This window comes from Albirhodobacter sp. R86504, assembly GCF_042466415.1.
Taxonomy (GTDB): Bacteria; Pseudomonadota; Alphaproteobacteria; order Rhodobacterales; family Rhodobacteraceae; genus Albirhodobacter.
The window spans coordinates 2,420,278-2,434,989 of record NZ_JAXHCH010000002.1 but is presented as its reverse complement, the minus strand read 5'-3'; the positions used below and the strand labels follow the sequence as shown (position 1 = coordinate 2,434,989).

The following is a 14,712-nucleotide window of genomic DNA, read 5'->3' as shown; positions in this document are numbered from 1 at the left end:
TGCTTGGGATATGGTCGCGCAGCCCGAAGCGCAAGGCGTCGCGGGGGCCCGCCTCGCGATGTTAGAAATCTGCGTTACGGTATCAGCAACAAGCGCACGCGGCCCGCGCAGCAAATTCGTTGACCGAATAGCCTTGGATATACAAAAGCGCTGTGAGATCGCCGTGGTTGATACGGATATCACATTGCGCCGCAACCGAGGGCTTGGCGTGGAGCGCGACGCCAGCACCCGCAAGGCCGAGCATCCCTAGGTCATTCGCCCCGTCGCCAACGGCCATCACGTCCTGCGGCGAAATTCCGAGGCGGGCGGTGATATCCTTCAGTGCCTGAACCTTCGCCTCGCGACCCAAGATGGGCGTGCCAACCTCACCCGTCAGAACGCCAGCGGCCGTAATCAGCGTATTGGCGCGATCTTCATCGAACCCCAACGCATGTCCGACGTAGCCGGTGAACGCCGTAAACCCGCCGGAGACCAGCGCGGCATAAGCCCCTTCACGCTTCATCGTGCCGAGAAGTTGCGCGCCACCTGGCATGAAGGTAATCCGCTCGTCGATGACTTGGCGGATCACGGACTCGGGCAGGCCTTTGAGCAGGCCGACGCGCTCGCGCAGTGCCGCATCAAAATCCAGCTCGCCATTCATTGCGCGGGCGGTGATGCCCTTTACCCGCTCGCCGAAACCGGCGACATCGGCCAGCTCGTCGATACATTCTTGTTGGATCATCGTGCTGTCCATATCCGCCAACAGCATCTGTTTGACGCGGCCCTCGGCGGGCTGGATAACCAGATCAATCCCTTGCGATTGCAAGCCCTCCCACACATCCCAGCGATTTGCCGGCATCGCGGCCAGATCAATCTCCGCCGCGATCCCGGGATTGAGCCAGCGCGCGCCACCCCCGCCCCACGCATCGCGCAGGGATTCAACCGTCACACGGTCCAGATTGGCTTTGGTCGGCGCGGCGAGGAGAGTGGCGATGAACATAAGCGTGTTTCCTATAGTGGAGGGACGTGTCGCATTTTCACGATTTAGGGGCGCATTAGCGCAATTTTGCATCTTGTGCCAGAGCCTCGCGGGCCGTAGATGCGTCAGCGGGACACCTCTCCCCAACGAGAGGCTCATATCTGGAAGGATACCAGCAATGGCACTTGATGCTCCGGCAACGCGCCCGGCCAATCCGCGTTTTTCTTCGGGCCCTTGCTCGAAATTTCCTGGCTATTCCCTCGACATGCTTGCTGATGCGCCCTTGGGCCGCTCGCACCGCGCTGCTGTTGGGAAATCCAAACTCAAAGAAGCGATTGACCTGACGGCTGAGGTTCTGGGCGTTCCCGCCGATTACCGCATCGGTATCGTCCCCGGCTCGGACACCGGCGCCGTTGAGATGGCGATGTGGTCGATGCTCGGCGCGCGTCCGGTTGAAATGCTGGCTTGGGAATCCTTCGGCGAGGGTTGGGTGACGGATGTCGTCAAACAGCTCAAGATCGAAGCTGAAGTCAAAAAAGCCAACTACGGCGAGATCGTTGACTTCGACACCGTTGATTTCAACAAAGATGTTGTCTTCACATGGAACGGGACCACCTCGGGTGTGCGCGTTCCGAATGGCGACAAGATCCCCGCGGATCGCGAAGGGCTGACGATTTGCGACGCGACGTCGGCCGCCTTCGCGATGGACCTGCCTTGGGACAAGCTAGATGTCGTCACCTTCTCGTGGCAAAAAGCGTTGGGCGGCGAAGGCGCGCACGGCGTTTTGATCCTGTCGCCACGCGCTGTGGAGCGGCTCGAAAGCTACGTGCCGGCGTGGCCGCTGCCGAAAATCTTCCGCATGACCAAAGGCGGAAAACTCATCGAAGGTATCTTCAAAGGTGAGACCATCAACACCCCGTCCATGCTGTGCGTTGAGGATTACCTCGTTGCGTTGAAATGGTCTCAGGCGCAAGGCGGGCTGAAAGGTCTGATCGCGCGGTCTGAAGCAAATGCGAAGGCTATCTCCGATTTCTGCGCGACGCGTGATTGGATCGCAAATCTCGCGGTTGATCCGGCAACTGCGTCGACCACATCGGTTTGCCTGAAGTTCACCGATGATCGCATCAAAGACGGTGCCGCGTTTGCCAAAGCCGTTGCAAAGCGGTTGGAAAAAGAAAACGTGGCTCTTGATGCCGGCGCTTACCGCGATGCGCCTGCTGGCCTGCGGATCTGGTGCGGCTCGACGATCGAGACCTCCGACGTAGAAGCAATGCTGCCTTGGCTCGAATGGGCGTTCACCGCCGAGATCGAAGCACAAGCCTAATCAGGATGTGGTCGGGCGGCCAAGCGCCGCCCACCTTTCCCTCCCATTTCAAATTACAGGAGCCCATCATGGCGCCCAAAGTCCTCATCTCCGACGAACTTTCCGATGCAGCCGTTCAGATCTTTCGGGATCGCGGCATCGAGGTCGATTTCCGCCCAGAGCTAGGCAAAGACAAAGAGGCACTCGCCGCAGCGATTGGCCAATATGACGGCCTCGCGATCCGTTCGGCGACAAAGGTTACCGAGAAGCTTCTTGAATCCGCAACCAACCTGAAAGTCGTTGGTCGGGCCGGTATCGGCACAGATAACGTCGACAAAGACGCCGCGTCGAAGAAGGGCGTGATCGTCATGAACACGCCATTCGGCAACATGATCACCACCGCCGAGCATGCGATTGCGATGATGTTTGCTGTTGCGCGCCAGCTTCCCGAAGCTTCGGCCTCGACCCATGCAGGTAAGTGGGAAAAATCCAAATTCATGGGCGTCGAGCTGACCGCAAAGACCTTGGGTGTCATCGGCGCAGGCAACATTGGCGGTATCGTTTGCGATCGCGCGTTGGGCCTTAAAATGAAAGTCGTCGCATTCGACCCGTTCCTGACTGAAGAAAAAGCCGCGAAGATGGGCGTCGAGAAGGTTGACCTCGACGAGCTGCTCGCGCGCGCTGATTTCATCACGCTGCACGTTCCGTTGACGGATGGAACACGCAATATCTTGTCGCGTGAGAACCTCGAGAAAACAAAAGAAGGCGTGCGTATCATCAACTGCGCACGTGGCGGTTTGGTCGATGAAGAAGCGCTCGCGGATCTTCTGAAATCTGGCCATGTCGCTGGCGCAGCCTTCGACGTGTTCGCGGTTGAGCCCGCGAAAGAGAACGTCTTGTTCGGCTTGCCGAATGTTGTGTGCACGCCGCATTTGGGCGCAGCAACATCCGAAGCCCAAGAAAATGTCGCGCTTCAAGTCGCGGAACAGATGGCCGATTACCTTCTGACAGGCGCCGTTGCGAACGCGCTCAACATGCCGTCCGTCACCGCAGAAGAAGCGAAAGTAATGGGGCCGTGGATCTCCCTCGCGGCGCATCTCGGCGCGTTTATCGGCCAGATGACCGACGAGCCGATCAAGGCAATCAACGTGCTTTATGACGGTGTTGCTGCGGATATGAACCTCAAAGCGCTCGATTGCTCGGTGATCGCAGGCATCATGAAAAAGGCCAATCCGGATGTGAACATGGTGTCGGCACCGGTGATCGCGAAAGACCGCGGCATCCAACTCTCCACCACGAACCAAGACAAATCCGGCGTGTTCGACGGCTATATCAAAGTCACCGTCGTGACCGAAACGCGCGAGCGTTCGATCGCGGGCACGTGCTTCTCGGATGGCAAGCCGCGCTTCATCCAGATCAAAGGCATCAACCTGGACGCCGAAGTCGGCCAGCACATGCTGTACACGACAAACAAGGACGTACCGGGAATCATTGGCAAACTCGGAACGCTCTTGGGCGATGCGGGTGTGAACGTGGCGAACTTCACATTGGGCCGCGCGAATGCAGGTGGCGAAGCCATCGCAATCGCTTACCTCGATGAGGCTATGGGCCATGACGTCGTGGAAAAACTTGAAGCCTCCGGCTTGTTCGAGCAAGTAAAACCTCTGGAATTCGTGCTCGCATAAGCTAGGGTCAGATTAGCACATAGGCCCCCCGTGCCATCGGCGCGGGGGGCCTTTTCATTTTCGGGAGACAACAATGCGGACCTACGCCATTGGTGACATTCACGGCCATTTAAACCTTTTGACGGGCGCGCATGAATTGATCGAAGCCGATAGAGCACGCCATGCCGATGCAAACTCCGACGCGGCGCCTGTCGTTCATGTGGGCGATCTTTGCGATCGCGGGCCTGACAGCAAAGGCGTGATCGACCATCTCATCGCAGGAGAAGCGGCCGGTGCGCCTTGGATCGTTTTGAAGGGCAATCATGACCGGATGTTTACGATCTTTATGCAAGATCCGTTCGATTATGATCCATGCCTACGCCGTGATCTGACTTGGATTCACCCGCGCCTCGGGGGGCCTACGACACTCGCGTCCTACGGCGTCGTCAACCCGGCCGACCGGCCTCTTGAGAAAGTCCATGCCGAGGCGTGCGATCTGGTGCCGCAAGCGCATCTCGACTGGCTTAATGCTCGGCCGACCTATTTTGCGCGGGACGAGGCGCTGTTTGTTCACGCTGGAATCCGTCCCGGCGTGGCGCTTGCGGATCAAAAAGAAGATGACCTTTTGTGGATTCGGCCCGATTTCTTAGAAAGTTCCGTCGATCACGGCCCTCTGGTGGTGCACGGGCATACGGCGATTGAGGCCGCCACGCTCTATCCTAACCGCCTCAATATCGATAGTTCCGCGGCCTACGGCGGGCCTCTTTCGGCAGTCGTCATCGAAGGACGGAATGTTTGGCTTTTGACGCAGGAGGGCCGCAAGCCGCTTTCCGTGCATCCAATTCCCGAGCAATCGCTCCGCTAAACCTCGCAACGCAGCGCGCCAGACGCAGATACCGCGTGACGTTCCGTCAGTCGCATCTCGTGAACTGGCGCGCTCAACGACATCGGCTTAGGCTTTCTCTCGAACTAGCTTATTTTGGAGGAAAGCTATGACCGATATCGTCATTCTATCTGGCGCTCGCACGCCCATCGGGACATTCGGCGGAACGCTGAGCGCCCTCCCTCCGATTGAGACTGCCACGCAGGTGAGCCGTGCCGCGATCGAACGTGCTGGCATTGCACCGAAGCTGATCGGGACTGTGGTCTTCGGCCATGTCCTCAATACCGAGCCTCGCGACATGTATCTGTCGCGCGTCGCCGCGATGCAGGCGGGGGTACCCGACAGCGTTCCCGCAATGAACGTGAACCGTCTGTGCGGGTCGGGCGCGCAGGCGATCGTTTCCGCCATTCAATCCCTTATTCTGAACGATGCCAGCTTCGCTTTGGCGGGCGGCGCCGAGTCAATGTCGCGCGCGCCCTACACCATTCCTGCCGCTCGGTTCGGGCAGAAAATGGGGGATGCGCAGGTCATAGACATGATGCTAGGCGCCCTGACATGCCCGTTCGGCACGGGGCACATGGGCGTGACGGCGGAAAATGTTGCGCGCGAGCACGGCATATCGCGCGAAGATCAGGATGCGTTCGCGCTTGAGAGCCAGCGTCGTGCCGCAGCGGCAATCGCGGCCGGTCATTTTTCAACCGAGATCATTCCCGTCGAGATCCCATCTCGCCGTGGACCGGTGATGTTTACAACCGACGAACACCCCAAGGCGACGTCTCTTGAAGCGCTGCAAAATCTTCGCCCCGCGTTCGAGAAAAACGGTACGGTCACGGCAGGCAACGCCTCAGGCATTAATGACGGCGCGGCTGCGTTGGTGTTGGCACGCTCAGACGCGGCGCATCAAGCTGGCCTAACCCCGCGTGCGAAAATCCTCGGATATGCCGTGACAGGCGTGCGCCCTGACGTGATGGGAATTGGCCCTGTGCCAGCGGTCGAAGCACTTTGCGCGAAAACCGGTCTTCGAGTGTGTGATTTTGACATTATTGAGAGCAATGAGGCCTTCGCAGCGCAAGCACTTGCCGTCGCGCGCGCCTTGGGCCTACGGGAGGATCAGGTCAATCCAGACGGCGGCGCGATTGCTTTGGGTCATCCCGTCGGCGCAACAGGCGCGATTTTGGTTGTGAAAGCCCTCCATGCATTGGAGCGTCGAGACTTGCGGCGCGCACTCGTCACAATGTGTATCGGCGGCGGGCAGGGCATCGCTATCGCGATTGAGCGCATCTAAGCGCGTCGAAAAAATCCGTTTAATCCGTGTCAATCAGCACGGATTAAACATTCTTTCATCGCGCCTGTGCATTCATAACTGAACCCCATCAGGGATTCGGGTAGAACGTATGTTAAGCGGTTTCGCAGAAAAGCTCTCGCAAGAAAGACGTGCTCGCCTCGCGGCTGAGCGCCTTCTTGAGCAGAAGAAAAGGGAGCTCTTCAACGCCAACCAAAAGCTGGCGCTACACGCGCTTTCGCTGTCTGATCAGCTCGTCAGGCAAAGGCACGGCCTTAAACAGGCCATCTCCGAGGCAGAGGAGCTAAAGGACGAAAACTCAAAGGCTATGGTAGATCTGGAGCGTGCAAACTCCGCCGCTCTCATAGCCCAGCGGCGCTTGTGGGACGCTTTAGAGACCATTCGTGATGGCTTCGCCGTGTTCGACAACGACTTCCGTCTTGTCGCGGCCAATCGTGCATGGCTCGATTTCTTCAGAGGCGAAGTCGCGATCACACCCGGGGTGACGTATGATGCGCTCTTAAAGCTTGTTGCCCTACATGCGATGGCGGATCTGGGTGGTGATGATCCGCTTGACTGGCATCATAAAATGGCGGCGCGGGTCCGGTGCAACCCTATTGAGGATTGTATCCTGACCTTGCGAGATGGCCGGCATATCCGATTGCTGGATCGATGGGGGGATGACGGCGATCTCGTTTGTTTGGCGCAAGACATTACGGCGACCATTCAGCGCGAAGCAGAGCTGGAGCAGGCCCGCATCACCGCAGAGGCCGCGAACCGTGCGAAATCGGCGTTTCTTGCAAATATGAGCCACGAGATCCGCACCCCGATGAATGGCGTCGTCGGCATGGCGGAGCTTCTTTGCGAAACACATCTGGACGAGGAGCAACGCCTTTTCGCCGATACAATCAAATCATCTGGCGAAGCACTGCTAACGATCATCAATGATGTCCTCGATTTCTCGAAAATCGAGGCCGATCGGTTGCGCCTCTATCCCGAGCCATTCGATCTTGAACGCTGCCTGCATGAGATCATGATCCTGTTGCAGCCCGCAGCGAGGGATAAAGGCCTGAAGCTGTTGATTGATTATGATCTCTTCATGCCAACGCGATTCATCGCCGACGTCGGGCGGATGCGGCAAATCATCACGAATCTCTTGGGGAATGCCGTAAAATTCACCGATAGCGGCCACGTGTTAGCCCGTGTCGTGGGATATGAATGCGCCGATACTTATGAGGTGCACGTCTCGATTGAAGACACAGGCATCGGCATCCCCGACGATATGATTGATCATGTGTTTGGTGAGTTCAATCAGGTCGAAAGTTCGTCCAATCGCAAATTCGAAGGAACTGGCCTCGGCCTCGCAATCACGAGGCAACTCGTTGAACTGATGGAGGGCACCATTTGGGTCGATAGCAATCTGGGCGCGGGGTCGTGCTTCGGTTTCAAACTCGCCTTGCCGGTGGCCGAACCGAAACCTGATTTGATCCAGCCCACACGGCAGGTCTCTTTGAACTGCGCGCTGGTGGTGGATGACCTCTTGGTGAATAGGGTTATACTTGAGCGCCAACTCCAAACCTTCGGCATCGACGTCCGGCTGTGTCGATCCGGCGCTGAAGCAATGGAGGTCATCAGCAGCGGCCAGTGCTTTGATCTGATCCTCGCGGATCACACCATGCCGGAAATGAACGGGCTGATGTTGACTGAGAAGCTGCGCGAAGCGGGTGTCACCGCGCCGATCCTTCTGCTTAGCTCCGATATCGACGCCATTGATGAACAGGGGCACGCGGGCTTCAGCGGCTTGCTCCAAAAACCGATCCTGCGCTCCGAATTACTGGGTAAATTACAGGATCTGTCGTGCGCGCCCGATGATCCGAATACCGCAGGCCTCATCATTGAGCCTGCCCCGCAAGCCGAACCGGAAATTGAGCCCCAAGCGCGCAAAATGCGCGTCTTGGCCGCAGAGGATAACCGTACGAACCAGCTCGTTTTCCGCAAGATGGTGAAGGATTGTGACATCGAGCTCGTGTTTGCTAACAATGGGCGGGAGGCTGTCGACCTATGGCAAAGCTTCCAACCCGATCTCATATTTATGGATATCTCAATGCCCGAGATGGATGGCTGCGAAGCCGCCCGCGCCATTCGCAGCGCCGAAACGGGCACGGGACACCGCGTGTCAATTTGCGCACTGACGGCACATGCAATGGACGGCGATAGCGTTGGCATATTGGCGGCCGGAATGGACCATTACCTCACCAAGCCACTGAAGAAGAACGCAATTTGTGAACGTATCCGCGAAGATTGCCCAGCCATAGCGACGCCGGTCCACCCTGAGGTGAACGAGGACTAGCCCTCGGACAGAACCCTCAGGAATGCCTCCGCAAACCGGTCGAGCTTTTGTTCGCCCATGCCTTGAATACGCGCAAGGGCGGCGCGGGTGCTGGGGCGCATCTCCGCGATTTGCCGCAGCGTCGAGGCCGAACACACAAGGTATTTATCAAGCCCGTCCGCACCGCGCGCGAGCGTGAGTTGCACCTCGGATAACCGGTCGTAGAGTGCGCCTGAGGGTCGCCCCGCAAGTTTCATGCGCGCAGGGTGCAGCGCCTCGGCTTCGCCCGCGATCACCGCCAAAAATGCCGCGCCGTAACTCTCGAGCTTTTTCGCCCCGACGCCCGTGACCTTCGCCATAGCATCCATCGTTTGCGGCCGCGTTTCAGCCATTTCTATCAAAGTCTTATCAGTGAAAATCACATAGGCAGGCACCCGCGCGGATTCCGCCAAGGCACGCCGTTTCGCCTTCAGCGCCGACATTAACGGCGCATCTTCCTCCGACACCAAGGTTTTGACGACAGGGCCCGATTTCGCGCTGCGGATCAGGTCCCGACGCAGCGTGATCGTCGCCTCTCCGCGCAAAATCGGGCGAGCAGGCTCGGTCATAACCAATGCGCCGTGGCGTTCGAAATCGGGCCGGATCAAATCATGACCTTGCATCTGTCGGAACACGGCTTGCCACTGCGGGCGGCTCAAATCCTTGCCAACCCCAAAGGTCGGTAGATCATCGTGCCCTCTAGAGCGTATCTTGTCGTTCGAATTACCGAGCAAGATCTCGATCAAATGCCCTGCGCCATAACTTTCGCCTGTCCGCAAGGCCGCCGAAAGCGCCTTACGAACAGCCTCCGTTGCGTCGAACAATTCGGGCGGGCTGTCGCACAAATCACAGTTTCCGCAAGGCTCGGAGGTTTCTCCGAAATACCCGAGCAGTTTCTGACGTCGACAAGCGATCAACTCCGCCAGCCCGAGCAACGCATTGAGCCGTGCGTGATCTGCCTCTTTTCGATCGGCGGGCGCCATGCCTTCGTCGATTTGCGTACGGCGCAGGCGGATATCGTCGGCGCCGTAAAGCGTCATCGTCTCGGCAGGGGCCCCGTCGCGCCCAGCGCGGCCAATCTCTTGGTAGTAAGCCTCAATCGATTTGGGCAAATCGGCATGGGCCACCCATCGGATATCCGGCTTATCAATCCCCATCCCGAACGCAATCGTCGCGACAACGATCAGACCGTCTTCGCGCTGGAATCGGCTTTCGACTTCGCGGCGATCATCCGCATCCATGCCGCCGTGATAGTGACACGCCGCGTGACCATGCTCACGCAGCGCTGTTGCAAGCGCCTCTGTTTTCGCACGTGAAGCGCAATAAACGATACCGGACTGCCCCTTCCGCGCGGCTGCGAAGTCAAGGATCTGGCGGCGGGGCTGATCCTTGGGCGAAAAAGCGAGATGGATATTAGGGCGATCAAAGCCATGCAGGAACGTTTCGGGGGCGCAGCCCTCAAACAAGCGATTGATGATCTCTGAACGGGTTTCTTCATCCGCAGTCGCAGTGAATGCGGCGAGCGGCACATTGAGAAGCCGCTTCACTTCGCCGATGCGCAGATAGTCAGGGCGGAAATCGTGACCCCATTGCGAAACACAATGGGCCTCATCGACAGCGATCAGCGAAACACCCGCGCGCCGCATGAGATGAAGCGTACCGGATGAGGCCAGCCGTTCTGGCGCGATGTAGAGGAGCTTGAGCCGCCCCGCATCAATCGCGGCGAAGACCTCCTCCGTTTCCTCCTCGGTATTGCCAGAGGTTAACGCCCCCGCCTCAACCCCGATTTCCCGCAACGATCGCACCTGATCGCGCATCAGCGCAATCAAGGGCGAGATCACAACTGTGACACCGTCGCGCAGCAACGCAGGCAACTGAAAGCACAGGGATTTTCCTCCGCCCGTCGGCATGATCGCCAGCGTATCACGCCCCTCAGCGACGGCACGCACAATGTCCTCCTGTCCGGGGCGGAAGGAGGCAAAGCCGAAAACCTGCGCCAAAAGCGCCTGAGGGGCTGGGCGCGTGTCCAACGATCAGTAGCCGTAGAAGAACCCGGCCGAGCGCTCAAGCTGGCGTTGCAGCACGATAATGATGATGAAGACCACCAATGGCGCGAGATCAATCGCCCCCATATTCGGGAGAATGCGGCGAATCGGGCGGTAAATCGGTTCAAGCAATTGGTTCAAACCGTACCAGATCTGCGCGACCAGTGGCTGACGCAGATTGAGCACCTGAAAGTTGATCAGCCAGCTCATGACGATATGGGCGATCATAATGAACCAAAGCACCTGAAGGATCATAGTCAGGGCATCATAAATCATCGGCATGGCAAACCTCTTGCAAACACTGGCCCAGAGGTAAGCGAGAGAGGCCGCGCATGCAACCTCCTGCACAGATTTGACGCAGCTAACCGCGAGAATGCGCAACGTCATGTAGTCGAGGCGCAGCTACAGCTTGACGTGGCGGGCAAGCTGCGCCAACCAAAGCGCAAAGGAGCACGCCATGTATCCCTATGTCCGCCAAGTAAAATCCATGATCCGCGCCAGCCGCATGCCAAAAATCGGCCTGCTGGAAACGCATGTCAGCCATCATATTTGCTGGCCGTGGGATATCGACCCGTGGATGGAATTAAACAACGGCCGCACTTTGACGCTCTATGATCTTGGACGGATCGAGCTTTCAATCCGGACGGGATTGATCGGTGTGCTTCGTAAGAACCGTTGGGGCATTGTCGTGGCGGGGAACACCACGCGCTATCGCCGGCGCGTGACATCGTTCCAATCGTTTGAAATGCGCACGCGTTGCATTGGGTGGGATCATCGCTTCGTTTATATGGAGCAAGGGATGTATCGGAATGGCGAATGTTCCAGCCATATCCTCGTGCGCGGGGCGGTGACATCGCGCAACAAGATGTTGGAACCTCAAAAGGTCCTCGCGGAACTGGATCACACCGCGCCCAGCCCCGTCTTGCCGCAGTGGGTTCAGGGGTGGATCGACACCGATGCGACGAGGCCCTGGCCGCCTACGCTCTAGTCACACCGCCTTGCGTCCGCGCGGGATTTCCGGCTCTATGCTGCGAATGATATAGGGAGCGGGCCGTGACACAACGCAGATCGGTTTTGGGGTGGTATTTCTTCGACTGGGCAAGCCAGCCGTTCCATACGTTGCTCATCACCTTCCTATTCGCCCCCTACCTTAAGGAGCTTCTGGGCGATGGCGCGCACGCGCAGGGGATTTGGGGGCTCACCATCGGAATAGCAGGGGTGCTGATCGCGGTGACGTCTCCGTGGCTCGGCGCGCTTGCAGATCGCGCGGGACGACGAATGTGGTTCGTCGCGGGCTTTTCCGTCCTCTACATGCTTGGCAGTTGGGGGCTTTGGTATTCGGTTCCCGGTGCGTTCAGTCTGCCGTTTTTGATGCTGAGCTTCATTCTGGGAATGATTGGCGTCGAATTCGCAACCGTATTCACCAACTCAATGTTGCCTGATGTTGCGCCGAAAGGCCAATTGGGGCGCGTATCGGGGTCGGGATGGGCGTTTGGCTATCTGGGCGGGCTCGTTGCGTTGATCTTCGCGCTTGTTGCCCTCGCGGATAGCGCAGACACTGGGAAGACACTTATTGGCATCGCTCCCCTCTTCGGCTTGGATCCGAGCCTGCGCGAGGGGATCCGTGCCGTCGGCCCATTTACCGCACTCTGGTTTGGCCTCTTCATGATCCCCTTCTTCCTCTGGGTGCGCCTCCCCAAAGTTGAGAACAAGATGACGGTCGCTCATGCTTTGCGGCGTGCAGGGCCCGAGCTACGCTTGAGTTTGCGCGCCCTGCCGCAGCAACGTTCGCTCATGGCGTTTCTGGGGTCCTCAATGCTGTACCGTGATGCGCTCAACGGGTTTTACGCATTTGGCGGGCTTTACGCCGCGGGGGTTCTTGATTGGTCGATCACCTCGATCGGGATTTTTGGGATCGTCACCCTGATCACCGGCGCCGCATTTGCTTGGATAGGCGGGCGCGCAGATGATCTCTTCGGCCCGCGCCGGATCATTGCCGGCGCCATCGTCGCGCTGACCTTCGCCGCGGTCGGCGTGTTGATGATTTCGCGGGATCATGTTTTTGGCATCCTCGTCGACGAATCGTCCTCTCTACCTGATATCGCGTTTTATCTTGCCGGCGGTGTGATCGGCGCGGCGGGCGGGACATTGCAAGCGGCAAGCCGCACGATGTTGGTGCATCAAGCGCGCCCCGAAGCAATCACCGAGGCATTCGGACTTTACGCCCTCGCAGGGAAAGCAACCGCCTTCCTCGCGCCGCTCTCGATCGGCGCGATTACAATGATCACAGACAGCCAACCGCTTGGCATGATCCCGCTGATGGTGCTTTTCCTTCTGAGCTTAATCCTGCTAGCCTTCGTGAAACCAAAACGAGAGGAAGCCCGATGAGACACTTCAAGCGACTGTGCTCCGCCGCTTTGATGTTGGCTTGCGGGGCGCTCCCGCTGCACGCAGAACCCCTCGCACGTCAGTTGTTCGGCGCGAAATCCTCGCCTTCCTATCAACAACCCACCGCCGTCGGCTTTTACTCCAACGGCTGTGCGGCAGGGCTCGAAGCCTTGCCCGAAACGGGGCCGACATGGCAGGCGATGCGCCTCTCGAGGAACCGGAATTGGGGCCATCCTGAGATGATCGACTTCCTCAAGGACTTGTCGGTTTCGGCCACAGGTGTCGGTTGGAAGGGGCTTTATATCGGGGATATTAGCCAGCCACGCGGGGGGCCGATGACAGGTGGCCACGCGAGCCACCAGATCGGGCTCGACGCCGATATCTGGATGCTACCGCCAAGCTCGCTTTCCCTCAGCCGGTCCGAGCGCGAGAAGATTTCGTCGATATCGATAAGAACCAACGACCAAACCCGTGTCACGAAAAACTGGACGCAATCGCATCACGCTTTGCTGCGCGCTGCGGCCTCCGATCCCCGTGTGGACCGTATTTTCGTCGCCGCGGCGGCAAAAATTCAAATGTGCAACACGACGCCGAGAAACGACCGCGCGTGGCTTCAAAAAATTCGTCCGATATACGGTCACAATACCCATTTCCACGTGCGGCTAAAATGTCCCGCGGGCGACAGTCTTTGCCAGACGCAAAAACCGACCGTCGCGGAATTGTCCAAAGGTGGGGACGGCTGCGATGCTACCTTGAATTGGTGGGTCACAGAGTATCTCAATCCGCCCAAGACGGCCCCTCAGCCCTCGAAAAAGCCTAAGGTCGCCACGCGGAACGCAAAAACATACACAATGGCGGATCTGCCCCAACAATGTCAGTCGGTTCTCGCGTCGCGCTAATCGCGACGTTCTTCGCCACAGCTTGCGCGGTGCAAGCGGATGTGCGCGCGTCGCTTTTACAAGAATATTCATGGACCTCCTCAAAAGCCCGCTTCGGCGGGTTTTCGGGCATCGAAATGGACGATGACGGCTCAGGCTTCATGGCCCTCTCGGATCGCGGGACCCTGTGGCGCGGCCAGATCAAGCGCGATCACCTCGGCCGGATTATCGACATCGACGCAACCCTTGTCTCAGCGCTCAAGACAAGCCGAGGCGTAGACGTCATAGGCGAAACTGGCGACTCAGAAGGCTTGGCCATCGCACCAAATGGCACCATTTACGTATCATTTGAAGGTATCGCACGCGTCGCGCGTTTCACCGCGCCTGATGCAGCCGCCGATCGCATCGCCCGTCCGGACGCTTTCAAGCGGATGCAAGAGAATTCATCCCTTGAGGCCTTGGCGATCGACGAAGACGGCGCGCTGTACACCCTCCCCGAAAGATCGGGCGCGCTTCACCTGCCGTTCCCTGTGTGGCGATACAAGAATGGCGCGTGGACACAGCCGTTCTCGATTCCCCGCGACGGCAACTGGCTTCCGGTGGGCGCCGATTTCGGGCCTGATGGGAATCTCTATCTGCTTCAGCGTGACTTTCGCGGCTACCTTGGCTTTCGGTCCCGGATCACGCGCTACTCGATTTCCGGCGATCAAATCAGCGCCGGAGAGCGTATCTTGGAAACAGGCGCGGGGAGATACGACAATTTCGAAGGCATTTCTGTTTGGCGCGATGAGACCGGTAGCATCCGCCTCACGTTGATCTCTGACAACAATTTCACCTTCTACTTGCGCAGCGGAATCGCTGAATTCCGGTTAGCTGACTAGAAAATCCTTGACCGGTTACCCGCGCGAGCGTATCCGCGCGGCTGCTCATCTGATTGAGCCAT

The 14,712-nt window shown here is 58.4% G+C and carries 12 protein-coding genes; 9 read left to right on the top strand and 3 right to left on the bottom strand.

Going from position 1 to position 14,712, the window contains the following annotated elements:
* Positions 1–82: 82 nt before the first annotated feature.
* Positions 83–979, bottom strand: coding sequence for a phosphoserine phosphatase SerB (serB, locus tag SJY32_RS13750; RefSeq protein WP_376876477.1), 897 nt, complete (start codon positions 977–979; stop codon positions 83–85).
* Between the two features lie 157 nt (positions 980–1,136).
* Between serB and SJY32_RS13745 the strand changes: the two genes are divergently transcribed.
* The 5 genes from SJY32_RS13745 (at position 1,137) to SJY32_RS13725 (ending at position 8,440) form a co-directional block, all read left to right on the top strand.
* Positions 1,137–2,282 carry a phosphoserine transaminase gene (locus SJY32_RS13745; RefSeq protein WP_376876474.1) on the top strand — a complete coding sequence of 382 codons (1,146 nt, stop codon included), beginning with the start codon at positions 1,137–1,139 and terminating at the stop codon, positions 2,280–2,282.
* Positions 2,283–2,350: 68 nt separating this feature from the next.
* Positions 2,351–3,946 (top strand): phosphoglycerate dehydrogenase, encoded by a 1,596-nt coding sequence (serA, locus tag SJY32_RS13740; RefSeq protein WP_376876471.1) that lies wholly within the window; start codon positions 2,351–2,353, stop codon positions 3,944–3,946.
* A 73-nt stretch (positions 3,947–4,019) separates the two neighbouring features.
* Entirely contained in the window at positions 4,020–4,790 is a 771-nt protein-coding gene (locus SJY32_RS13735) for a metallophosphoesterase (RefSeq protein WP_376876468.1), read from the top strand.
* 127 nt (positions 4,791–4,917) lie between these two features.
* Entirely contained in the window at positions 4,918–6,093 is a 1,176-nt protein-coding gene (bktB, locus tag SJY32_RS13730) for a beta-ketothiolase BktB (protein ID WP_376876465.1), read from the top strand.
* 325 nt (positions 6,094–6,418) lie between these two features.
* Entirely contained in the window at positions 6,419–8,440 is a 2,022-nt protein-coding gene (locus tag SJY32_RS13725) for a response regulator (protein WP_376876462.1), read from the top strand.
* Here SJY32_RS13725 and recQ read toward each other — a convergent pair.
* Positions 8,437–10,488, bottom strand: coding sequence for a DNA helicase RecQ (gene recQ / locus SJY32_RS13720; protein ID WP_376876459.1), 2,052 nt, complete (start codon positions 10,486–10,488; stop codon positions 8,437–8,439). The genes SJY32_RS13725 and recQ overlap by 4 nt on opposite strands.
* A 3-nt stretch (positions 10,489–10,491) precedes the next feature.
* On the bottom strand, positions 10,492–10,785 hold the full coding sequence (locus SJY32_RS13715) for a YggT family protein (RefSeq protein ID WP_376876456.1): 294 nt from the start codon (positions 10,783–10,785) through the stop codon (positions 10,492–10,494).
* Positions 10,786–10,960: 175 nt separating this feature from the next.
* Here SJY32_RS13715 and SJY32_RS13710 point away from each other — a divergent pair, with 175 nt between their 5' ends.
* From SJY32_RS13710 to SJY32_RS13695, 4 genes are all read left to right on the top strand, one after another.
* Positions 10,961–11,491, top strand: coding sequence for an acyl-CoA thioesterase (locus tag SJY32_RS13710; RefSeq protein WP_376876453.1), 531 nt, complete (start codon positions 10,961–10,963; stop codon positions 11,489–11,491).
* Positions 11,492–11,556: 65 nt separating this feature from the next.
* The gene (locus tag SJY32_RS13705; RefSeq protein ID WP_376876450.1) at positions 11,557–12,891 is read left to right on the top strand and encodes an MFS transporter; all 1,335 of its coding nucleotides are present in this window, start codon (positions 11,557–11,559) and stop codon (positions 12,889–12,891) included.
* Positions 12,888–13,790 carry a penicillin-insensitive murein endopeptidase gene (gene mepA, locus SJY32_RS13700; RefSeq protein WP_376876447.1) on the top strand — a complete coding sequence of 301 codons (903 nt, stop codon included), beginning with the start codon at positions 12,888–12,890 and terminating at the stop codon, positions 13,788–13,790. The genes SJY32_RS13705 and mepA overlap by 4 nt, the downstream gene beginning before the upstream one ends.
* Positions 13,763–14,650, top strand: coding sequence for an esterase-like activity of phytase family protein (locus tag SJY32_RS13695; RefSeq protein WP_376876444.1), 888 nt, complete (start codon positions 13,763–13,765; stop codon positions 14,648–14,650). Before mepA ends, SJY32_RS13695 begins: the two co-directional genes overlap by 28 nt.
* Positions 14,651–14,712: the final 62 nt, after the last annotated feature.